Source organism: Aquidulcibacter paucihalophilus (assembly GCA_030285985.1).
Taxonomy (GTDB): Bacteria; Pseudomonadota; Alphaproteobacteria; order Caulobacterales; family Caulobacteraceae; genus Brevundimonas.
Map to the genome: position 1 here is coordinate 732181 of CP127384.1, position 22365 is coordinate 754545.

General features: G+C 68.4%; 21 protein-coding genes and 1 riboswitch. Of the genes, 8 read left to right on the forward strand and 13 right to left on the reverse strand.

Translation table 11 applies throughout. From position 1 onward, the window contains the following. Window positions 1-63: 63 nt before the first annotated feature. The gene (locus KB221_03575) at window positions 64-1719 is read right to left on the reverse strand and encodes an MFS transporter (GenBank protein WIY70111.1); all 1656 of its coding nucleotides are present in this window, start codon (window positions 1717-1719) and stop codon (window positions 64-66) included. A 115-nt stretch (window positions 1720-1834) separates the two neighbouring features. On the opposite strand from KB221_03575, the gene KB221_03580 reads away from it, so the two are divergent. Then, complete coding sequence (locus tag KB221_03580; GenBank protein WIY70112.1) at window positions 1835-2131, forward strand: hypothetical protein; 297 nt, start codon at window positions 1835-1837, stop codon at window positions 2129-2131. A gap of 82 nt (window positions 2132-2213) precedes the next feature. Here KB221_03580 and KB221_03585 read toward each other — a convergent pair whose 3' ends face one another. The 6 genes from KB221_03585 to KB221_03610 all read right to left on the reverse strand — a co-directional run bounded on the left by KB221_03585 (window position 2214) and on the right by KB221_03610 (window position 7368). Next, window positions 2214-2438: a hypothetical protein gene (locus KB221_03585; protein WIY70113.1), complete on the reverse strand. Its 225-nt coding sequence runs from the start codon at window positions 2436-2438 to the stop codon at window positions 2214-2216. 202 nt (window positions 2439-2640) lie between these two features. Then, window positions 2641-3735 carry a sugar kinase gene (locus KB221_03590; protein ID WIY70114.1) on the reverse strand — a complete coding sequence of 365 codons (1095 nt, stop codon included), beginning with the start codon at window positions 3733-3735 and terminating at the stop codon, window positions 2641-2643. Next, window positions 3732-5012 (reverse strand): TRAP transporter large permease, encoded by a 1281-nt coding sequence (locus KB221_03595; protein WIY70115.1) that lies wholly within the window; start codon window positions 5010-5012, stop codon window positions 3732-3734. Before KB221_03595 ends, KB221_03590 begins: the two co-directional genes overlap by 4 nt. Before the next feature lie 2 nt (window positions 5013-5014). After that, on the reverse strand, window positions 5015-5527 hold the full coding sequence (locus tag KB221_03600) for a TRAP transporter small permease (protein WIY70116.1): 513 nt from the start codon (window positions 5525-5527) through the stop codon (window positions 5015-5017). Between the two features lie 39 nt (window positions 5528-5566). After that, a complete protein-coding gene (locus KB221_03605) occupies window positions 5567-6559 on the reverse strand; it encodes a TRAP transporter substrate-binding protein (GenBank protein ID WIY70117.1) in 993 nt (330 codons plus the stop codon). Next, window positions 6556-7368: a 2-keto-4-pentenoate hydratase gene (locus tag KB221_03610; protein WIY70118.1), complete on the reverse strand. Its 813-nt coding sequence runs from the start codon at window positions 7366-7368 to the stop codon at window positions 6556-6558. The genes KB221_03605 and KB221_03610 overlap by 4 nt, the downstream gene beginning before the upstream one ends. Before the next feature lie 126 nt (window positions 7369-7494). Here KB221_03610 and KB221_03615 point away from each other — a divergent pair, with 126 nt between their 5' ends. Together KB221_03615 and KB221_03620 are read left to right on the forward strand one after the other, a co-directional pair. Beyond that, entirely contained in the window at window positions 7495-8889 is a 1395-nt protein-coding gene (locus KB221_03615; protein ID WIY70119.1) for a pectate lyase, read from the forward strand. A 59-nt stretch (window positions 8890-8948) separates the two neighbouring features. Further along, on the forward strand, window positions 8949-9992 hold the full coding sequence (locus KB221_03620; protein WIY70120.1) for a LacI family DNA-binding transcriptional regulator: 1044 nt from the start codon (window positions 8949-8951) through the stop codon (window positions 9990-9992). Window positions 9993-10022: 30 nt separating this feature from the next. Here the strand turns inward: KB221_03620 and KB221_03625 are convergent, their stop codons facing one another. After that, window positions 10023-10664 (reverse strand): RpiB/LacA/LacB family sugar-phosphate isomerase, encoded by a 642-nt coding sequence (locus tag KB221_03625; GenBank protein ID WIY70121.1) that lies wholly within the window; start codon window positions 10662-10664, stop codon window positions 10023-10025. A 120-nt stretch (window positions 10665-10784) separates the two neighbouring features. Here KB221_03625 and kduD point away from each other — a divergent pair, with 120 nt between their 5' ends. Continuing rightward, the gene (gene kduD, locus KB221_03630; GenBank protein WIY70122.1) at window positions 10785-11543 is read left to right on the forward strand and encodes a 2-dehydro-3-deoxy-D-gluconate 5-dehydrogenase KduD; all 759 of its coding nucleotides are present in this window, start codon (window positions 10785-10787) and stop codon (window positions 11541-11543) included. Here kduD and KB221_03635 read toward each other — a convergent pair whose 3' ends face one another. Next, window positions 11544-12914 (reverse strand): pectate lyase, encoded by a 1371-nt coding sequence (locus tag KB221_03635; protein ID WIY70123.1) that lies wholly within the window; start codon window positions 12912-12914, stop codon window positions 11544-11546. It lies immediately after the preceding gene. Window positions 12915-13088: 174 nt separating this feature from the next. On the opposite strand from KB221_03635, the gene KB221_03640 reads away from it, so the two are divergent. Further along, window positions 13089-16055, forward strand: a complete 2967-nt coding sequence (locus tag KB221_03640; GenBank protein ID WIY70124.1) for a TonB-dependent receptor — start codon at window positions 13089-13091, stop codon at window positions 16053-16055. 63 nt (window positions 16056-16118) lie between these two features. On the opposite strand, the gene KB221_03645 is transcribed toward KB221_03640, so the two are convergent. From KB221_03645 to KB221_03655, 3 genes are read right to left on the reverse strand one after another with little or no spacing between them, the layout of a single operon-like run. Further along, entirely contained in the window at window positions 16119-17354 is a 1236-nt protein-coding gene (locus KB221_03645) for a hypothetical protein (protein ID WIY70125.1), read from the reverse strand. Between the two features lie 11 nt (window positions 17355-17365). Next, window positions 17366-18550 carry a cystathionine gamma-synthase gene (gene metB, locus KB221_03650; protein WIY70126.1) on the reverse strand — a complete coding sequence of 395 codons (1185 nt, stop codon included), beginning with the start codon at window positions 18548-18550 and terminating at the stop codon, window positions 17366-17368. Beyond that, window positions 18547-19533, reverse strand: a complete 987-nt coding sequence (locus KB221_03655; GenBank protein WIY70127.1) for a homoserine O-succinyltransferase — start codon at window positions 19531-19533, stop codon at window positions 18547-18549. The genes metB and KB221_03655 overlap by 4 nt, the downstream gene beginning before the upstream one ends. 103 nt (window positions 19534-19636) lie before the next feature. Further along, a riboswitch (SAM riboswitch) is annotated at window positions 19637-19758 on the reverse strand. A 162-nt stretch (window positions 19759-19920) separates the two neighbouring features. On the opposite strand from KB221_03655, the gene KB221_03660 reads away from it, so the two are divergent. Beyond that, a complete protein-coding gene (locus KB221_03660) occupies window positions 19921-20490 on the forward strand; it encodes a TetR family transcriptional regulator (GenBank protein ID WIY70128.1) in 570 nt (189 codons plus the stop codon). A 22-nt stretch (window positions 20491-20512) separates the two neighbouring features. On the opposite strand, the gene KB221_03665 is transcribed toward KB221_03660, so the two are convergent. Further along, window positions 20513-20947, reverse strand: a complete 435-nt coding sequence (locus KB221_03665; GenBank protein WIY70129.1) for a PaaI family thioesterase — start codon at window positions 20945-20947, stop codon at window positions 20513-20515. A gap of 50 nt (window positions 20948-20997) precedes the next feature. On the opposite strand from KB221_03665, the gene KB221_03670 reads away from it, so the two are divergent. Together KB221_03670 and KB221_03675 are read left to right on the forward strand one after the other, a co-directional pair. Next, window positions 20998-21318, forward strand: a complete 321-nt coding sequence (locus KB221_03670) for a DUF3253 domain-containing protein (GenBank protein ID WIY70130.1) — start codon at window positions 20998-21000, stop codon at window positions 21316-21318. Window positions 21319-21344: 26 nt separating this feature from the next. Further along, window positions 21345-22340, forward strand: a complete 996-nt coding sequence (locus KB221_03675; protein ID WIY70131.1) for an alpha/beta hydrolase — start codon at window positions 21345-21347, stop codon at window positions 22338-22340. The last annotated feature ends 25 nt before the right edge of the window (window positions 22341-22365 follow it).

Consider the following 22365-nt stretch of genomic DNA (forward strand, 5'->3'; position numbering starts at 1 on the left):
AGGCCGAAATACGGGAACAGCGGCAACATCAGTTGCGTCGCCGCGGATGTCAGGACCGCCGCGTCAGTCATGCAGGTCCACATCCTTCCGGTCACGGATGAACAGGAAGCCGACCACCACCGTGACCAGCGCCACCACCACCGGATACCAGAGGCCGTAGTAGATGTTGCCCGTGGCGGCGACCATGGCGAAGGCGGTGGTCGGGAGGAAGCCGCCGAACCAGCCGTTGCCGATGTGATAGGGCAGGGACATGGAGGTGTAGCGGATATTGGTCGGGAACATCTCGACCAGCGCCGCCGCGATCGGGCCGTAGACCATGGTCACATACATCACGAGCACGAACAGGATGCCGACCACGAGCGGCTTGTTGACCAGGGCGCTGTCAGCCTTGGCCGGATAGCCGGCGGACGTCAGGGCCGCGCCGAGACCGGCCTCCCATTCCGTCTTGCGGGCGGCGAAGTCGGGGCGGGAGAGGGACGCGCCGTCGAAACTGGTCACGACCACATCCCCGATGCGGACCTCGGCCGTCGAGCCCGCCGGGGCAGCGACGTTGGCATAGGTGACGCCGGCCTTGGCCAGGTATGACTTGGCCAGATCGCAGGAGCTGTCGAAGACGGTCTTGCCGACGGGGTCGAACTGCAGGGCACAGTCGGCGGGGTCGGCGTGCACGCTGACCGGCGCGCTGGCGGTGGCGGCGGCCAGCTGGGGATTGGCGGCACCCGTCAGGGCGTGGAACAGGGGGAACCAGGTCAGGGCCGCCAGAAGACAGCCCACCAGGATGATCGGCTTGCGGCCGACCTTGTCCGAGAGCCAGCCCCAGAAGACGAAGAAGGGCGTGGCCAGCAGCAGGGCGACGGCGATCAGGATATTGGCCAGCGGCCCGTCCACCTTCAGCGTCTTCTCCAGGAAGAACAGGGCGTAGAACTGGCCCGTGTACCAGACCACCGCCTGACCCGCAGTCAGTCCGACGAGGGCCAGCAGGACCAGTTTCAGGTTCGGCCATTTGCCGAAACTGTCCTTCAGAGGGGTTTTCGATCCCTTGCCCTCGGCCTTCATGCGCGCGAAGGCCGGGCTCTCGGCGAGCTTGAGCCGGATCCACAGGGACACGCCGAGCAGCAGGATCGAAACGAGGAAGGGTATGCGCCAGCCCCAGTCCTTGAAGGCATCCTCGCCCACCGCGGTGCGCACGCCGAGAATGACCAGCAGACTGAGCATCAGGCCGGCCGTCGCCGTGATCTGGATGAAGCTCGTGTAGAAGCCGCGCTTTCCGGGTGGGGCGTGTTCGGCGACATAGGTGGCGGCACCGCCGTACTCGCCGCCGAGCGCCAGACCCTGGACCAGTCGCATGGCGATGAGGATCGCCGGCGCCGCGACGCCGATGGCGGCGTAGGAGGGCAGCAGGCCGACCACGAAGGTGGACAGGCCCATCAGCAGCATGGTCACCAGAAAGGTGTTCTTGCGCCCCCAGAGGTCGCCCAGCCGGCCGAAGACGATGGCCCCGAACGGGCGCACGGCGAAGCCCGCGGCGAAGGCCATCAGGGCGAAGATGTAGCCGGTGGTCTCGTTCACGCCCGAGAAGAACTGGACGGTGATGATCGCCGCCAGCGAGCCGTACAGATAGAAGTCGTACCACTCGATCACGGTCCCGACCGAGGAGGCCAGAATCACCAGACGGTCGTCACGGTCGACGGTGTGCTCCTCGGCGGCGGCGTCTGTCATGCGGTCCCTCCCCGGACTCGTTTGAGGCAGCCTAGACCGGCCTTGTCGAAAGCGCATCGTCCCGTTGACTCTGCCGTCCATCTGTTTCTCGCTGGGGAGGCAGCGGGAGGACGGGATGGCGGACAACGAACTTTACCGGCACCAGCTGATCGAACGGCTGGAGCACGAGAAACGCGCGGCGCAGGCCGAAATCGCCCGCGCCCAGGCGGACGAGGCGCGCGCCCGGGCGCGAGTGTCGGAGAAGGACGCGGCCATCGCCAGCGTCCGCGCCGCCCGGGAGCCCCAGGCCGACGAATGCAAGCGGTGCCGCTTCGAGTTTGGAAGGACCTCGGTCCTGAGACCCATGCCGTCGAAGTCGAAACACGCCCGCTTTCAATGTGCGCTATGCGGTGCCGAGGAGGAGCGGGGCTGAGATGGCGAGCGTCACGGACAAAGCAAAACCCCCGTCGCTTGCGCGACGGGGGCTGTTCTTCTGACCGGAACGGTCGAAAGGTTTAGTCGCTCTCGCTGTCGTCGTCGCTGGCGACAACGACGAGGCCGACGAGCACGGCACCGCCGATGAGCAGGACGGCGATCGGCACGCCGGCGAATTCGCTGGTGTCACCGGCTTCAGCGCCGACGCGGTCGCCGACGCGGACGGTCGAGCTGTTGTTCTGGGCGACGGCTTGGCCTGCGACGAGCAGGAGGCCGGCCGTGATGGCAGCAATGGTTTTCTTCATCAGTCAGTCTCCGGATTGAGTAGCATCTAATGCAATTGCTTAGCCGGGGTTGCAAACAGATTTATGAACCGCCAGCCCGGTTCGCCATTTTGTCCACGGTTTGTCGCCAATCGTTGCGCGGCGGCCGCACTTGAAACGGTCCGTCCCGGGCAGCACTGGCCGACCTGGAAGGCCCGTGGGCACGAGCCAGGAGATTGAAAGTTCAGCGGATTGCGGCGGCGCCGCGGCCACCGGCGAGGGCCTTCACCTCGTCAAGCGACGTCATGGCATTGTCGCCGGGCGTGGTCATCGCCAGCGCGCCGTGGGCTGCGCCGTAATCGACGGCGGTCTGCGGGCCGAGGTCGTTGAGGAACGCCCAGGCCAGGCCCGAGACAAAGCCGTCGCCGCCGCCGACCCGGTCCAGGACCGCGATCTCGCGGATGGGCGTCGCAAAACGTCTTCCCCCGGCCCATAGCACCGTGCCCCACCGATTGACCGATGCCGAGACGGGGTCCCGGAGCGTGGCGGCGAAGACCTTGATGTTGGGCAGGTCTGCTGATGCCCGGGCGACCATGGCGTCGAACGGCGCGGCGTCGGCCGGGTCCGACCGGGCGGCATGGCCGCCGATGCCGAGGCAGCTTTCATAAGCGTATTCATCGCCGACCAGCACATCGGCCAGGCCGGCGATCTCGCGATTGACCCGCCGGGCGGCGTCGGGGTCCGGATGGCTGGACCACAGGCTGGCGCGGTAGTTGAGGTCATAGCTGACCACGACGCCGTGGCGTCTGGCGGCGCGGATGGCGGCCAGGGTCGTTGCGGCGGTGCTCTCCGACAGGGCGGCAAAGATGCCGCCGGTGTGCAGCCAGCGCACCCCCTCATCCCCGAACAGGGCGTCCCAGTCGACCTCGTCCGGACGCATCTGCGAGGCAGCGGAATTGGCCCGGTCCGAGGCACCGAGCGCGCCGCGCACGCCGAAGCCGCGCTCGGTGAAATTCAGCCCCATGCGGGTGTTGCGGCCGATACCGTCCGCCTCGCGCCACAGGATGTGGGACGTATCCACGCCGCCCTGCAGGATCAGGTCCTCGGCAAGGGCCCCCATCTCGTTGCGCGGCAGGGCGGTGACCACCGAGGTCCGCATCCCGAAGGTTTTCCGCAGGCCGCGCGCGACATTGTATTCGCCGCCGCCCTCCCAGACCTGGAAGCTGCGGGCTGTGCGGATGCGGCCTTCGCCCGGGTCAAGCCGCAGCATGACCTCGCCGAGGGCGACGCAGTCCCAGCGGCAGTCTTCGGCCGGTCGAATGGCCAGCAGGTCGGTCATTTCATCAGCGAGGGCAGCCACAGCGAAAGCGCCGGGATGAAGGTGACCAGCATCAGCACGCCGGCGCAAGCCAGCCAGAAGGGCCAGATGGTTTTCAGGGCGCGGGTCATCGGGATTCCGGCAATGGCGCTGCCGACGAACAGGACCGAGCCCACCGGCGGCGTGATCAGGCCGATGCCGCAGTTGAGCAGCAGGATCACGCCGAACTGGACCGGATCGACGTCGAAGGCCTTGGCCACCGGCAGGAAGATCGGGGTGCAGATGATGATCAGCGGTGCCATGTCCATGAAGGTGCCGAGGATCAGCAGGATGACGTTGATCAGCAGCAGGATCAGGATCGGATTGTCGGTCAGGGCCTGCAGAAGGGCGACCATCATGGTCGGCACCTGCAGATAGGCCATCAGCCAGCCGAAGGCCCCGGCGCAGCCGATGATGAACAGCACCATGCCCGAGGTCCGGGCCGCGCCGAGGCAGGCAGCCTTGAAGGCGGTCCAGGTCATGTGGCGGTAGATCAGGCCGGTGACCACGGTGGCGTAGACCACGGCGATGGAGGCGCTCTCCACCGCGGTGAAGACGCCGGCCCGGATGCCGCCGAAGATGATGCCGACCAGCAGCAGACCCGGGATCGCCGCGACCAGCCGGACAGCCACCGCGCGGAAGCCGGGGAAGGCATCGGCGGCGTAGCCACGTTTGCGGGCTACGACATAGGCGGTGACCATCAGGGTCGCGGCCAGCAGCATGGCCGGGATGATGCCGGCGGCGAACAGGTCCGAGATCGACACCCCGCCGCCGGCCGAGGCCGAGTACAGGATCATGTTGTGCGAGGGCGGCACCAGCAGGGCCACCAGGGCCGCTGAGATGGTGACGTTGACGGCGTAGTCGGCGTCATAGCCGCGCTTCTGCATCTGCGGGATCATGGTGCCGCCGATGGCCGACACGTCGGCGATGGCGCTGCCCGATACCCCGCCGAACAGGGTTGAGCCGACGACCGTGACCTGTCCCAGACCTCCGCGCACATGGCCGACCATGGAGGAGGCCAGGGCGATCATCCGGTCGGACAGTCCGCCCTTCATCATCAGTTCGCCGGTGAAGATGAACAGGGGAATGGCCAGCAGGGCCACGGAGGTGATGTCGGACCCCATCTGCTGGAAGACCACGATGGGTGGCAGGGCCAGATAGAGGACCGTGGCCAGCGTCGCGGCCAGCAGGGAGAAGGCGACCGGCACGCCGATGGCCAGAAGGACGGCCAGAAGGCCGAAGAGGATGATGTATTCCATGCTCAGTCCTCCGCCTTTCCGGCGGCATCGGGCGCGCGATAGTCGCCGGTGAGCAGGCGCTCGAGCGCGAACAGAAGAATCAGCGCCCCGCCGAGGCACAGGCCGGCGAATTTCAGGCCCGCGGGCAGAGGCGCGCCGGCCATGACTACGGGCCAGTCATCGATCATCAGGGTTCCGCCGAGGATCATCAGCCCGGCACCCGAGGCAGCGGCGATCAGGCGGGAGACCGACTTCATCAGCCATTGGAGCCGGCCGGGGGCGGCGTCGCGGAAGGTCTGGAAGGCGAAATGGGTCTCGCGCCGGACGGCCACGGCGGCGCCGAACATGACGGCGAAGCTCATCAGCAGCAGGGCGAGGGGTTCGGTCCAGCCGGGGCTGTCGTTCAGCACATAGCGGGCGAAGACCTGCCAGGCCTGGATCAGGGCCATGGCGACGAGAGCGAAGCCTGCGAGCCCCATGGCGAGGCTGGCGAGGCTGTCGAGCGCGCGCGCGCTTCCGCGTCGTGGTTCAGACATTCAACGCCCTCCCTGAGCGCCGTGTTTTTGCGCGGCCGTTCAGGCGACCGCTGCGATCCGTTCGTGGAGCGCGCGCAGGCGCGGCTCGGCGAGATATTTGTCCAGCACCGGCCGGACGGTGGCGGCGAAGGCGGCCTTGTCGACTTCGGCCACCTGGATTCCGGCGGCGATGACGGTGGCGCGGGCCGTGGCCTCGCGCTCATCCCACAGGGCGCGCATCACCGGCACCGAGCGGCGGGCAACGTCGCGGACCAGATCCTGGTCGGCGGCGCTGAGCCGTTCGAGGCTGGCTTTCGACATCAACAGGGCGTCGGGCGAGAAGGAGTGTTCGGTCTGGCTCCAGAACCGGGCGACCTCGAACTGACGGCTGGACTGATAGCTGGGCCAGTTGTTCTCGGCCCCGTCGATCAGATGGGTCTGGAGCGACGAGAAGACCGCGCCGAAGGTCAGGGGCGTGGGGTTGGCCCCCATGGCCCGGATCGAATCGAGGAAGATGTCCGACTGCGGAGCCCGCATCTTCAGGCCGCGCATCTGACCCGGCTCGGTGACCGGATGGCGGACATTGTAGAAGCAGCGCGGGGCGGCGTCGTAATAGGCCAGGCCGACCAGACCCCGTCCCTCGAAGACGTTGAGCAGTTCGGTGCCGATGGCGCCGTCGACCACGGCCCGCACATGGGCGACCGAACGGTAGACATAGGGCAGGGCCAGAAGCCGGGTCTCGGGGAAGGCATTGTTCAGCGCCGCCACGGCGACGCGGCAGATATCGACGGCCTGGAAGCGGGTCAGGCCGATGGAGTCATCCTCATTGCCCAGCTGTCCGGCGGGGAACTGGCGTATGCCGAGGCGGCCGTCGGTGAGGCGACCCAGCTCCTCGCCCATCCATTTGACCGCGGTGACGGTCGGGTAGTCGGCGGGATGGACATCGACGGCGTTGAAGAGGGTCTGGCCGTTGGCGGCCGGGCGCGGGGCGCAGGCGGCCAGGCCGAGGCCGGAAAGACCGGCGAGACCGAGCGTGCGACGGGTCAGGCTCATGCGATGGCTCCTGTCGCCGGGACCGCCAGACAGTCGATCCGGCCGTCGGGTCCGAAATCGGCGGAGGCGGACTGGCCGGCGAGGATGTCGTGCACCCCGGTAGCGGCCCCCGTGGAGACCAGCTGGCCCGCTTCCAGCCGCCGGCCGCGCCGGTGCAGCAGGTTGAGCAGGAAGGCGAGGGAGTCGAGCGGCCCGCCCGGAATCGCCGTCGCACCGCCGCGTCCAACGACGATGTCATTGATCGCCATGGTGCAGGTCAGGCCCGGGAGACGCTCGCGCCAGGCGGCGATCTCGTCACCGAGGATCAGGCCGGCGTTGTTGCCGAAATCCGAGGCGGTGACGGCCGGGCCGTGCTCATTGATGCCCGCGAAGGGACTGCCGGCGATCTCGACCCCGACAAACACGCGCGTCACCAGCGGGGCCACCGTATCGACGGTCCAGTCGTCACGGCCGGGCGCGGTTTCGCCCAGCTCGAGCACATATTCTGCCTCAACTGCTGCGAAGCCGCCCTCGATCACACCGAAGCGGGTCGGGGTGTGGGCAGCCGTCCAGACATTGCGCGAAAAAATGGGTCCGGCCAGCCGACCGGCACCGAACCGCACGTCATGCGGAGTGTTTATCCGGCCCAGTTTCCAGCCCGCGACGCGATCCGGCCAAGCGGAAATCGCCTCGTCCTGGATGGCGTAGGCGGCGGCGAGCGATTCGGGCTGCGGGCCCGGATATCCCTCGAGCGCACGGCCGCCGCGGCGGGCCTCTACAAAGGCGCGCGCGATCGGTGAAGTCGCTGAATTATCGTGTGCGTGGCTCACGCAGCCTCCCTGTTGCGCCAGACATTGCGCAGGAAGGAAACCGGTGTCAATTTGAATCCGGTGACGCCATGATCGAGTGTCCCGGGAACGTCGCGGATCACGGCGACGACGGATAGGATGGAACGCATGACCCTGAACCGCCTCGTCCTCGGCCTGTTCGCCGTCGCGCTCATGGCCCTCGCGCCCCCGGCCGCCAACGCCCAGATCCTCGATTTTCTGCGCCGGGACAGCGCGCCCGGGCCGTCCGCCGCGGAAGCGTCGCTGCCGGCCTTTCCGGGGGCTCTCGGCTGGGCCGCTCAGACACCGGGCGGGCGCGGCGGACGGATCATCCGGGTCACCAATCTCGACGCGGCGGGACCGGGATCGCTGCGCGAGGCCATCGAGGCCGAAGGCCCCCGCATCGTGGTGTTTGAGGTCGGCGGGGTCATCGACCTCGGCCGCCAGACGCTGCGCCTGAGAAACCCCTTCATCACCATCGCCGGCCAGACCGCGCCCTCGCCGGGCGTCACCCTCATTCGCGGCGGCATGGACATCACCGCCCACGACGTCGTGGTCCAGCACATCCGGATCCGGCCGGGCTCGGCCGAGCAGACCTGGATGAGCGGATGGGACGAGGACGGCATCTCCACCATCGGGGCGTACAACGTCATCATCGACCACTGCAGCCTGACCTGGGCCACCGACGAGAACCTGTCGGCGTCCGGCCCGCGCTTCACCGGCGCGACGCCCGAGGAATGGCGGCGGGGCACCAGCCACAACATCACCTTCTCGAACAATCTCAACGGCGAGAGCCTGGCCTATTCGACCCATTCCAAGGGCGAGCATTCCAAGGGGTCGCTGATCCACGACAACGTCACCGGCCTGCTGATCGTCGGCAATCTGTACGCCCACAACTATGAGCGCAGCCCGCTGTTCAAGGGCGGGGTGCACGGGGTGATCGTCAACAACCTGATCTACGATCCCGGTCCGCGCGCCATCCACTACAACCTTGCGCCGGAGGAGTGGGGGACCGTCCCGTTCGAGGTCGGCAAGATGACGGTGATCGGCAATGTGCTGCGCGCCGGTCCTTCGACGCCGACAGAGCATCTGGCCTTCATGATGATCGGCGGGGCCGGCGACGTGGAATACTACGGCCGGGACAATATCGCCGTCGATCAGGTCGGCGAGCCGCTGCGGATGTTCGGGCGATACACCACGAGCAACGCCCGGATCATCCAGACCCGTCGCCCGCCAGTCTGGTGGGAAGGGCTGACTCCGATGCCCGCGGTGGAGGTTCAGCGCGCGGTGCTGTCGCAGGTTGGCGCCCGCCCTTGGGACCGTGACATGCGCGATGTGCTGCTGATCGCCGAAGTGGCCGAAGGCCGGGGCGAGATCATCGACCACGAACGCGAGGTCGGCGGCTATCCGGCCGTGGTCGAGGCGACGCGCAAACCGTTCAATCCGGACGACTGGGATCTGCGCTTCATGACGCCGCTGCGCGACGAGGTGCTGGACCGCCCGGCCACCCGGCGCGGGACGTGACCGCTGACAGGGCGCGCCGCAGGGGCTAAGGACACCGCTCGGCCAGAGAGATGCGCTCAGTGAACGAACCCCGACGGACCGGCGGCAAGCCCGCCACCATCAACGACATCGCCCGGCTGGCCGAGGTGTCGAAGAAGACCGTCTCGCGGGTCATCAACAACTCGCCCTTCGTCAAGGAAGAGACGCGCAAGCGGGTCGAGGCGGTCATCGCCGAGCACGGCTTCACGCCCGATCCGCAGGCGCGCGGCCTGGCCTTCCGGCGGTCGTTCCTGGTCGGGATGATCTATGACAATCCCAGCCCGAACTATGTCGTCAACATGCAGCAGGGCGTGCTGGACGCGGTGCGCGGCGCGGGCCTGGAGCTGGTCGTCCACCCCTGCAACCGGGCCAACGACTCCTTCCTGACGGATGTTCGCAACTTCATCGTCCGCCAGAAGCTGTTCGGCGTGGTGATGCCGCCGTCGGTGTCCGAGGATGACCGGGTCGTGGCCATCCTCAAGGAGGCGGACTGCCCCTATGTCCGGATCGCCTCGGTCTCGCTGGACGACCCGGCCTGTATGGTCGTGACCCACGACAGCCGCGGCGCGGCCCGGGCTGCCCGGCACCTGGCCGAACTGGGACATCGGCGGATCGCCTTCATTTCCGGGCCCGACACCTTCCGCTCATCCCACGAGCGGGGCCGGGGATTCGCCGAGGGTCTGGCCGAACACGGGCTGACCCTGGACCCCGCCTACATCCGCCGCGCGGCCTATACGTTCGAATCCGGCGTCGAGGCCGCGACGGAACTGCTGGCCCTGCCGCAGCGTCCTACCGCCATCTTCGCCGGCAACGACGAGATGGCCATCGGGGTGATGAAGGCCGCGCGCGACGCCGGTCTCGATGTACCCCGCGACCTGTCGATCGTAGGCTTCGACGACCTTCCGATGGCCTCGCGGGTGTGGCCGAACCTGACCACCGTCCGCCTGCCGATCCGCGACATGGGCCGGATGGCCGCCGAGAAACTGACCGCCGGTCTGCGCGGTCTCGACCCGGCCACCCTGGTCCAGCCGGAAGTCGATCCGTCCCTGGTGGTCAGGGATTCCACGGCGGCACCGGGGGGGTAGGGGCAGCACGCCCCGCCGTGCGGCCGGGCCTCAGCCGCCGACCACGTCCCGAACGTACGCCCGGATCGCTTCATCCGTGGCGTTGGCGAAGAAATAGTCCTGGAAGCGTTCGCCGGCGATGGCGGCCTTCAGCAGGTCCTGGTCCACGGTTTTCAGGACGGTCAGCATGTCATGGCAGGTGACGGCCTTGAGGTCTTTCAGGATGCCGCGGTTCTTGCGCATGATTTCGGCCCGCTCCCTCGGATAGCCGAGGCCACGCTCGCCCTCGAACAGCTTGCGATAGCAGTCCTGCAGGTTCAGCTCGGCGGCCCAGCCGAAGCCCTTGGCGTAGGGCATGGCGATGGCGTTGCCGTCGTTGATCTGGCCGAACAGGAAGGCGTCGGTCGGGTCGATGATCAGGCCGCAGGACACGCCCGGCATGGCGTTGGCGGCCAGCATGGAGCCCATGCCGGTTCCGCATCCGGTGACCACGAAATCCGCCGCGCCCGCGTTGATCAGGAGGCCGGTCAGCAGGCCGTTCATCACATAGGTCAGCGACGCCTTATCCTCGGGCGTGTACATGCCGTAGTGGAAGACCTCGTGGCCCAGCGGCCCGGCGACGGCGGTCAGGGCGGCGTGGACGATCTCGCTCTTGGCGGCCTGGCTGTTCTCGATGATGAGGGCGATTTTCATGGACGTTTCTCGAGGCTTGGGGATGAGGCGGACCGCCGTCCGTCGTTTGCATAAGCTTATGACACCGGTTACCTATCCGCACAATCCGCGCCAGACCTCCACACAAACGGGCAAGCTGAAATGAGCGTCTCTTTCGATCTGACGGGCAGGACGGCCATGGTCACCGGCGCCAACACCGGCCTGGGCCAGGCCATCGCCGTGGGCCTGGCCCGGGCCGGGGCTGACATCATCGCCGTGGGCCGGTCGGTCCCGATGGAAACCGCGGCCATGGTCGCGGAGACGGGGCGGGCCCTGCACGCCATCCCCGCCGACCTCTCGTCCGTCGCCCCCCTTGCGGACGTCGTGGCCGAGGCCGTGACGGCCGTCGGGGCGATCGATATTCTGGTGAACAATGCGGGCATCATCCGCCGCAACGACAGTCTCGACTTCACCGAGGAGGACTGGGACGCGGTCATCGACACCAATCTGAAGTCCGCCTTCTTCCTCAGCCAGGCCGTGGCCCGGACCTGGGCCGGTGCGGGGCGGGGCGGCAAGATCATCAACATCTGTTCGATGCTGAGTTTCCAGGGCGGCATCCGCGTGCCGTCCTATACGGCGTCGAAGAGCGGTCTGGCCGGGCTGACCCGTCTGCTGGCCTGCGAGTGGGCGGCCAGGGGCATCAACGTCAACGCCATTGCGCCGGGCTATTTCTCGACCAACAACACCGAGGCCCTGCGCGCCGACGAGACGCGCAATCGCGACATCCTCGCGCGCATCCCGGCGGGCCGCTGGGGCGATCCTTCGGACATCAGCGGCGCGGCGGTCTTTCTGGCTTCGGACGCCGCGGCCTATGTCCACGGCACCGTCCTGGCCGTCGACGGCGGCTGGCTGGCGCGCTGATCAGAGGCTGTTCAGCCAGTCCTCGAGATTGGTGAACCCGTCGCCGTCGCGATCGGCGGCTCCGTCCGCTGCATCGGCGGGGTCCAGACCACGGCTGGCTTCCCAGTCGTCCGGCAGGCCGTCGCCGTCGCGGTCGATCCAAGGTAACCCCGCGTCCAGGTCAGGCCAGCCGCCGGCCTGGGTCTGGCTGTCGATGATGTGGCCGGTGCGGGTGCGGACGCCCTCGATGATGCGGGCGTCGACGGAGTCGCGGATCCGGCCGGCACCGACAAGGGCCAGGACCCGGACCTCGGCCTCGGCCGCCGTTTCCGTCGCCGGGTCCGCCCAGTCCGGCCGGACTGGCAGTCGATAGTCCGGGCGATCGGAATCCTTCACCAGACTCCACGGATCGGCCGGGACTGTCCCGTCCATCGCATTGCCCTCGAACCAGGCGCGGGCCAGCGGGTTGGATTCCTCGAATGCCCACCGGCCGGCGGAGTCCGGCCCGGGGATGTAGGCATTGCCGATGAAGGCATAGGCGGACCGGCTCTCGGTGTCGGCGTTGTAGCCCGCATGGCCGCCGCTCCAGTCGTAGAAGACGTTGGACCGGAACTCGAAACGCGGGCCGTCCGGGTCGACCGCGGGCGGATTGTAGTTGCCCGGACGCGGCATCCGCGCCCGGTGCGCCGCCCACAGATTATGGTGGAAGGTCATGCGCGCGCCGTGACCGCCGCGCACCAGCGAGCCGTAGCCGTGCTCGCCCTTGGCGTGGCCGGAGGCGTTGAGTGATTCCGCGATCAGCGACCACTGCACCGTCACGTCATAGATGCCGCGCTCGGGCGGGCTGTAGCGGCTGCCGACCGAGAGGGTCTCGTCGACCGACCAGGAGGCGGAGATATGGTCGAGGATGATCCGCCGGCCGCGTTCGATAGAGACGGCGTCAGCCTCCGCTCCGCTTTCGTCACCGAGGCGCGATCGCAGGTGACGGACGACCACATCGTCGGCCGCGATGACCAGGGGATGATCGCGCAGGGTGATGCCGCCGCCGGGCGCGGTCTGGCCCGCGATCGTGATCCGCCCGCGCCGGATCGTCAGGGGAGAGGCCAGCTGGATCACGCCGCCGATGTCGAAGACGATCGTGCGCGGGCCGTCCGCCTCGACCGCCGCGCGCAGGCTGCCCGGCCCCGAGTCGCCCGGATGGGTGACGCGCAGCACCCGCCCGCCGCGCCCGCCGAGCGCGAAGCGGCCCGCGCCTTCCGCGCCGGGAAAGGCAAGGACTCCGTCGACGACCTGCGCCGCCGCCGGGTGTGTTTCCAACGACACGCCGATCGCGGTTACGGCGGCAATCGTGGCGACGAGGTGGCGAAGCGGGCTTGCGAAAACACGGATCATCGGGTTAGGCTCATGATTGCTACCGGTGTCAGGACTTATTCCACGTGAAGATGACACCGGTGTCAAACGATTGGGCCAAAGACGCCGGGTCGCAAAAACACATAGACCGGGGCTACCTCGGCGTTCTGTATGCCCATTGGGAGGGAGCATATGTTGCAAGCCATTCAGCCGGGGATGACCCGCACTCTTCGTCGTAGCCTGTTCGCCGGAGCCTCCGGTCTGGCCGTGGCCCTGTCGCTGGGTCTGGGCGTCGGAGCCGCTGCGGCCCAGACCGCGCCGCCGCAGGAAGCAACCGAAATCGATGAGGTCATTGTCACCGGCTTCCGCGCCAGTCTGACCGCCGGCCTCGACGCCAAGCGGCGCGACGCCAACGTCATCGACGTCATCGTCGCCGAGGACATCGCCGACTTCCCCGACCTGAACCTGGCCGAGTCGATCCAGCGCGTTCCGGGGGTCGCCATTGACCGTGACGCCGGCGAGGGCCGTTCGATCACCGTGCGCGGCCTCGGCTCCGACTTCACCCGCACCCGCATCAACGGCATGGAGGCCCAGGCCACTGCCGGCGGCACCGACTCGTCGGGCGGTGCCAACCGCGGTCGCGGCTTCGACTTCAACGTCTTCGCCTCCGAGCTTTTCAGCCGCATCACGGTCCGCAAGACCGCCGCCGCCGAGACCGAAGAGGGCTCGCTGGGCGCCACGGTCGACCTGCAGGCGACCCGCCCGTTTGACTACGACGGCTTCACGATGGCCGCCTCGGTGCAGGGTGGCTACAACGATCTGTCGGAGTCCTGGAGCCCGCGTGCGGCCTTCCTGATCAGCGACCGGTTCGGTGAAAACGACCAGTTCGGTGCCCTCGTTTCGGTGGCCTACAGCGAGCGTGACTCGCTTGAAGAAGGCTTCAGCTCCGTGCGTTGGGCTCCGGCCGCGGCACCCGGTGCCACCAACAGCGGCGGCTTCTGCTCTCCGGTCGGTGTCGCGCCCCAGAACCCCGCCAACAGCGGATCGACGGGAGCCTCCGCGGCCAACTGCGCCACCGGCGTCCTGCGCCCGGCCAACACCGCCGGCAACATTGCCGCCTACAACACGGCCAACCAGGCCAATGTCTTCATTCCGCGCCTGCCGCGCTATGGCCGCCTGAGCCATACCCAGGAACGTCTCGGCGTGACCGGTGCGTTCCAGTGGCGCCCCGCGGACAGCACCACGATCTCGGTCGATGTCCTGTATTCCAAGCTCGACGCGACCCGGCAGGAGGACTTCCTTGAGGCCCTGTCGTTCAGCCGTAACGCGGCGGCCGGCGGCCAGACCCAGGTCCACGTCCGCGAGGCCGTGGTCGAGAACAACATGCTGGTCTACGGCCTGTTCGACAACGTCGACGTCCGGTCGGAGAGCCGCTTCGACGTCCTGTCGACCGAGTTCCTGCAGTGGAGCCTGACGGCCGAGCATGACTTCAGCGACCGCTTGCGCGGCAGCTATTACTACGGTCGTGCGGAGTCGAATTTCGACAACCCGATCCAGACCACGGTGACGCTCGATCGCTCGAACATCGCCGGCTATTCCTGGGACTTCCGCGGCAACCCCGACACCCCGGTGATCAACTACGGCTTCGACGTCACCAGCCCGGCCGGCTGGGAATGGCGCCCGTCGACCGCCGGCGTGCCGCGGTCGGAAATCCGCCTGCGTCCGAACGGCGTGGACACGCTGTTTGAGTCCCTCCAGGCAGACATGGAGTACGACGCCCAAGACTGGCTGACGATCAAGTTCGGCATCAACTGGAAGAGCTATGAATCCAGCTCGTTCGACATGCGCCGTACGGACGAGACGGTGGTCCCGGTGCTGCCGGGCGGCACGACCGTGGCGAACATCACGAACTTGCTGACCGGGTTCGGGGTCAATCTGGTTCCGGGCGGGACATCCACCAGCTGGCTGCGCCCCGACCTCGACGCCATCGCCTCGCTGTTCAACATCTATTGCAACTGCGACACCGGCGTTCCCGGCGGCGACTTCCGTCTGACCAGCATCACCAACGGCAACGCCCGCGGCGGCAACCGCACCATCCAGGAAGAAGATTTCGCCGCCTATCTCCAGGCCGACTTCAACACCATGCTCTGGGACATGCCCTTCCGCGGCAACGTCGGCGTCCGTCAGGTCCAGACCGTGCTCAATGCCGAGGGCTACAGCTCGACCGGCGGCGGCACCCGGGTAACGGGTGAAAATGAGTATATGGACACCCTGCCGTCCATGAACCTGTCGCTGGAGCCGGTCGAGGACCTGATCGTCCGCTTCGGCGTCGCCAAGGTCATGGCGCGGCCGCAGATCGGCAATACCCTGGCCGGCACCAACTATCTGGTCCCGACGACCTCGCTGGCGGCGACCGGTCCGAACTTCACCGCCACGATCGGCAATGTGAAGCTCGAGCCCTTCCGGGCCACAACCTACGACCTCAGCGTCGAATGGTATTTCGCCCCGGAAAGCCTGCTGTCCTTCGCCTATTTCTACAAGGACATCGACAGCTACATCCAGATCCTGCGCCAGGACCTGCCCTATGCCAGCCTGACGACGCTGAACCCCTCGGCCTTCGATCCCGCGTTCTGCACCGGCGCCTGTTCGGCCAGCACCGTCTTCCAGCTGACCGCTGCGGTGAACACCGAGGGCGGGCCGCTGAAGGGCTTCGAGATCAGCTACCAGCAGCCCTTCCGCTTCCTGCCGGGTCCGCTGTCGAACCTCGGCGTCCAGCTGAACTACACACACGTCGAGTCCGAGATCGACTACTGCGCCAACGCCCTGTGCACGGTGTTCCAGACCGAGGACCTGATCAACCTGTCGCCGGCCTCCTGGAACGCCACCCTGTACTACGAAGACGACGCCTTCTCGGCCCGCGTCTCCGCCGCCTCGCGTGACGGCTACATCCAGAACGTCCCGGGCCGGAACGGCAATGCGATCGAAGGCAAGATGGAGACGCTCAACATCGACGCCTCTGCTTCCTGGCAGGTCAGCGAGCAGGTCGAGCTGACCCTCGAAGCCCTGAACCTGACCGACGAGGAGAACCACCAGTTCGTCGGCGACGGCCTCGATCGCGAAAGCACCTCCGTCTTCCACCACACCGGCCGGCAGTATTTCGTCGGTGCCCGCTACCGCTTCTGATCTCTCCTGATCAAGGCGACTTCAACGCCGCCGGTTCTCGGGAACCGGCGGCGTTTTCTTTTGTCAGGCGTGGTGCCCGGCGAGGTCCGTCAGGTCGGCCCAGACGCTCTCGGCTGTCGGGGTCCGACCGGCGCCCCGACCCCGCGCGGTGAAGACCCGGCCGTCTTCGGTGGTGACACGCAGGGCGTTCCATTCGTCCTCGAGGTCGGCGAACAGCGGATCGCCGTCGACGCCGCGAAGGGTGACAGCGATCTCGCCCGTGCGGACATCCAGTCGCGACAGTTGCCGCACCCTGCCCGGCGGAAGCGTCACATCGGGGCCGAGCGTGTCCCGGGCGATGCCCCCGACCGCCAGTCCTTCCTGCAGCGCCTCGTGACCGAGGATGGCCAGCTTGGCGGCGGCGTCGAGGCCCGTCAGGTCGGCCGACGGGTCCGCCTCGGCGAAGCCGGCCGCGCCAGCCGCCGCCAGCGCCTGCCCGAACGGCCGGCCCTCGGCGAGGCGGTTGAGAATGAAGTTGCACGTGCCGTTGAGCACCGCCTCGATCCGCACCACCGCGCCATGATCACGGGCCCGACGGACCGTCTCGATCAGCGGCGCGCCGCCGCCGACGCTGGCGGAATAGAGCAGACGCGCCTCACCTGCCGCGGCCAGCGCGAGGAGGGCTGGCAGGTCTGCGCCGACCGCCTGTTTGTTGGCGCTGACCACATCGACCCCCCGCGCCAGCGCTGCCCGGATCAGGGCCAGGCCGGTGGAGGCGTCCGAGATCGCCTCGACGAGGACATCCGGCTCACGCGCCAGCAGGGCGGCCGGGTCTGACACCGCCAGGCCGGCGGGGATGTCGGTCTCGCGGGCCTTGTCCGGGTCGCGCACGAGGACGCCGACCACCTCGAACCGCCGATCGGTCAGCAGGCGCGGCAGCACGCCGCCGCCGACCACGCCGCATCCGGCCAGCGCCACGCGCAGCACACTCTCCGGCCCGGACCGCGCACGGCCGGGCATCGCCTCGGGGCCGGCGACGAGGGTGACCCCGGCCCCGAGAACGGCTTCGCCGGGCGTGGGCCGATTGGCCACGACGCCGATCGCGTCCAGGGCGCGAGACAGATGAAGGCCGGTCTCCGGACCGCCGCAGGCGACGGCGACGACCCTGCGGCCGCGACGGACTTCCCGATAGACGGCCGACGCCGCCTCGACCGGGTCCGAGCCGTCGAGCTGGAGGAGCGCGACGGGTTCGTCCGTGTACGAAACTGCGGACTGAACCGCTGGCGGTTGGATGGACAGGGGGAGGGGCTGGGCGGTCATGATGGCTCCCCTCACGCGGCTTCAGCGGCGAGCGTAAGCGCCACAGTGCCCAGTGCCGTCGACAGATCGGCCAGCAGGTCATCGGCGTGTTCAAGGCCGATGGACAGGCGCAGCAGGCCATCGGTGATCCCGGCCGTGCGCCGCGCCTCGGGCGTCATGGCGGCATGGGTCATCAGGGCCGGGTGGGCGATCAGGCTTTCGACGCCGCCCAGGGACTCGGCCAGGGTGAAGACCTCGAGCTGATCGACGAACGCCCGCACGGCCGCGATGTCGTGCAGTTCGAAACTGAGCATGGCCCCGAAGCCGGCCTGCTGCCGCGCGGCGACGGCATGGCCCGGATGCGAGGCCAGGCCCGGATAGTGGACCACGCGGACCGCCGGCTGGGCGGCCAGCCATTCGGCGACCCGCTGCGCCGTCGCCTGCTGCCGCTCGATGCGGGCGAACAGGGTGCGGACGCCGCGCAGGGTCAGATACGCATCGAAGGGCGAGCCGGTGACGCCGAGGCAGTTGGCCCACCAGGTCAGCTGCTGGAGATCGGCGGGATCCTTCGCCACCACGCAGCCGCCGACCACGTCGGAATGGCCATTGATGTATTTGGTCGTCGAATGGATCACCAGGTCGGCGCCGAGCGCGAGCGGCTGCTGCAGGGCCGGCGACAGGAAGGTGTTGTCCACCGCCGCCTTGCAGCCGACGGCATGGGCGCGGGCACAGATGTCGGCAACGTCCACCACCCGCATCAGCGGATTGGACGGCGTCTCGATCAGGATCAGTTTCGGCTTCAGGGCGAGGGCCGCGTCCAGGGCCGCGCGATCGTTCTGGTCGACGAACTGCACGTCGAAATGTCCGCGCTTCGCCCGGGCGCACAGCAGGCGATGGGTGCCGCCGTACAGGTCGTGCGGGGCGATCAGCAGATCACCGGGCTCGAGCGAGACCAGGGCCAGATCGACCGCGGCCATGCCGGTCGCGGTGACCACCGCGCCGCAGCCGCCTTCGAGTTTGGCGAGGGTCTCGCCCAGCACATCGCGGGTCGGATTGCCCGAGCGCGTGTAGTCGTAGCGCCGCTTCCCCTCCGGGCCGTCGAAACTGTAGTTCGAGGACAGATAGAGCGGCGGCATCACCGCGCCGTGCGCCGGGTCGCTGTTCACGCCGTGACGGGCGGCGGTCGTACAGGGATGGGCTTGGGCGGGGGCGGTCATGCGGCGATCTCGCTGGGCTGGAGGGCGGTCAGGGGATTGAGGACGTCGTGCAGGACGCGGCCGATCAGCTCGCGCTCCTTCAGGAAGGCGTCGTGGCCGAAGATGGAGGGGGCCTCGATCAGGCGGCGCAGGTTCGGCGCGCGGTCGGCCAGTTCGCGGCTGTCCGCGATCGGCACCAGGGTGTCGGAGCTGAAGCCGACCACCGTCAGGGGGCAGCGCACGGCGCGCGGATCGATGCTGTGCCGGTCCAGCGAGTCCGACAGGCTGATCCAGCGATCAGCGCTGGTGGCGCTGGCGTAGGCTGCGCCCTTGGCGATCAGGTAGTCGCAGACCGGGAAGGGCTCGCCGGCCCCGACGGGCGGCGCTTGGCTGAAGCGCAGGTCGAACTCGTCGGCCGTGCGATAGGTGGTCATGGCCAGTTGGCGGGCGAGGGCGATCCCCTCTGCCTCACGACCGCAGTCGCGTGCGAAGGCCAGCAAGCGGCGCTGCACCCCGCGCACGGCGGTGGCCGACGGATGGGCGCGGTGGGCGGCGGAGATGACGGCCAGCGCGCCGATCCGCTCGGGGAAAAGCGCCGCGAAGGCCAGCCCGATGCAGCCGCCGTAGGAGGCACCGACGAAGGCGTCGATGCGCCGCGCGCCGAGCGCGTCGAGCAGCAGGGCCAGCAGGCGCGCTTGGTCGGCGGTGGTGATGGTGACGCCCGCTGCGTCCCGGCCGGGCAGCAGGTCGAAGGCGAGGACGCGCAGGCGGTTCAGGTCGACCGGCCCGCCGGCCTTGACCACCGAGGGCCACCAGCGTGTCGCGAACCGGCCGCTGGAGATGCCGCCGGCGACCACCACGAGCGGCGCATGATCGGGGCCGGCGAGGCGGCCGACCACCTCGGTTGCGCTCAGGCGCTGGCCGGACTCCAGCCGGAAGTCGTCGGGAATGGGCGCGCGGATGTCGCGTCCGGCGGTCTCTTCAGGGGTATCGATGGACGCCACGGTCCGCTCCGCTTTCGCTCAGCGAAACCGGTGGGGCGAACCAATTCGTGCGTGACAGACCCGTGAAGTCAGCCGGTCCCCGGACGTAGGGGTGCCGTCGCTTCACTCATCTCTCGCGGCTTCCGGGGAGGCCTCGCAGGAGTTGGCACCATCTCCGGGACTGGGAAGTCCCGGAAGGTTGCCCCGGCATCAAAGGGCCTATCCCTCCGCCGGTCTTGATGAGTGCCCTTACGGTGGCGAACACTTTCTGTGGCGTCAATCCCCTTTTGTTGCGGTGCGAAACGGGAGGGGTTCTGCCGTCGCTCCGGCCCCTGTGACGCGTTTGGCGCTTGTCGGCGGACGATGACATAGCCATAGGGGTGTTGGGGTTATTGCGGAGATCCGGAATTGTTTTGCCACGTCGCGCCGCGTCCCCGGAACGCCGAAGCGACCCGCGCCGCCATTCTGGCCGCGGCGCGCGAGCGCTTCGCGCGCGAGAGCTATGACGACGTCGGCATGCGTGACATCGCCGGGGACGTGGGCGTCGATGCCGCCCTGGTGTCCCGGTATTTCGGCTCCAAGGAAGACCTGTTCCTCAAGGTGCTCGACCACTGCGGGGATGGCCCGGACCTGATGGACGGGGATCGCGCCACCTTCGGCGACCGCGTGGCACGCCAGGCCATCTTCGGCAGCGAACATGATGGCCAGCTGGAGCACCTCCTGGTGCTCCTGCGCTCCATCGGTTCAGCCAAGGCCAGCGAACTGGTCCGGCGCACGGCGGATGAAAGTTTCTTCGGCCCGTTCGAGGACTGGATCGGCGGACCCGATGCTGCCGTCCGCGCCCGTCTGGCGGCCGCCTTCATCATGGGTATGGAGGTCAGCCGCGAGATGACGGGGGGACAGACGCTGACACCCGCACAGTGTGAAGCGATGCACGCGCGAATGGCGGTCATCCTTCAGGACATCATTGACGGCTGACGCCGGCTTCGGCGGCCGGGGTTCAGCCCCGAGGCCGGAATTTCCGGATGACGCCCGACCAGGTCATCAGCACCCGTTCGCCCGCCTGGATCTGGCCCCGCACGAAGATCAGGCTCTTGCCCGCGCGGACCACCTCGCCCGTCGCCTCAACCAATTCGCCCACATAAGCGCCGTCGATGAAGGTGGAATCCAGCGACACGGTCACCCCGGACGCCCCCTCCATCTCCTGGTAGGCGGTCTGGAACAGGGCGATGTCGGCGAAGGTCATCAGACAGCCGCCGTGCATCCGGTGACCGGCATTCATGTGTTTGGCCTCGGCACGGAAGGCGCAGCGCATCCGCCCGTCCGGGTCCGGCCTGAAGTAGAACGGCCCGACGACCTGATCGAAGGTGCCGTGCAGGTCGTACATCTGCCAGCCGGCGAATTCGCCCTCCGTCACCGTGACCTTCTGAACCATCGTTCGCACTCCGCCTTACTATCTCTCTCGCAATGCAGCATATAGGCGCGATGAGCGACCCCATCGAAACCGCCATCTTCGAAAAACTGGCGAAGGCCGACCCCAAGGGCGTCGGCGGCAAGAGCATTGAACCGGCCGATGTGGCCAAGGACCTGCAGCCCGAACAGTGGCAGCGGATGCTGCCCAAGGTGCGCCATTGCGCGCTGGCGCTGATGCGTCAGGGCAAGCTGACCATCACCAAGAAGGGCAAGGCGATCGATCCCAACGCCTTCAAGGGCGTCATCCGCCTGCGCCTGCCGACCGAGGCCGAGACCGCCGCGGCGCTGGCGGCCCTGCCGCCGGTCGTCGAGGACGATGACGATTTCGCCTGATCCGGCACCCATGGCATCCTGACGCCATGATGCGGTCCCTGGCAGTTCTGTGCGCCGTTCTGGCCCTCGCCGCCTGCGCCACCCCCGCCATCCAGCCGCCGCTGACGCCGCCGCCCGGGTTCGCGGGTCCGGCCCTTGAGGCGCGGACCTTGCTGATGGATGACGGTGCCCGTCTCCCGCTGGCGCGCTGGGCGCCGGAGGGCGGCGAGCCCTGGGCCGTCATCGTTGGCCTGCACGGCATGAACGATTCACGGGCCTCCTTCCGTCTGGCCGGCCCCTGGTGGGCCGAGCGCGGCATCGAGACCTGGGCCATCGACCAGCGCGGCTTCGGCGAGGCCCCGGGCCGCGGCCTCTGGGCCGGTGAGGCACGGATGACCGAAGACCTGCGCACGGTCGTCGCCCTGGCGCGGGCCCGCCATCCGCGCGCTGTTATCGCGGTCGCGGGCGAGAGCATGGGCGGGGCCGTGACCATCGCCGCCTTCGCCTCTGACCGGCCGCCGGACGCCGACCGCGTCCTCCTGCTGGCCCCGGCTGTCTGGGGCTGGACAGCGCAGGGGCCCGTCAACACCGCCGGACTGTGGATCGCCGCCCGCGCCATGGGCGACCGCGCCGTCGACGCGCCGGAGTGGGCGGTCAAGGTTCGCCCCGCCTCGGACAACCGGCTGGAGCTGTTCCGCAACGGCCGTGATCCCAATAGCATCCTGTCGACCCGGATCGATGCCCTTTACGGCCTGGTTGACCTGATGGAGAGCGCCTCAATGCGGCTCGGTCAGGTGCGGGCACCGACCCTGTTGCTGTACGGAGCCAACGACAGTGTGATCCAGCGGGAACCGATGCGTCAGGCGCTGGAGCGGGCGGGCGACCGGCCCGGTTTCCGCACCGGCTTCTATCCCGACGGCTGGCACATCCTGAACCGCGACCTGCAGGCCGAGGTCATGTACCGCGACGTCGAGGCCTGGCTGCGCGACGCGGCGGCACCGCTGCCGTCGGGGGCGGGGCCGGTGCTGTCGGGGCTGCGCTGACGCGAAACCGCCATGCTTGCCCTGT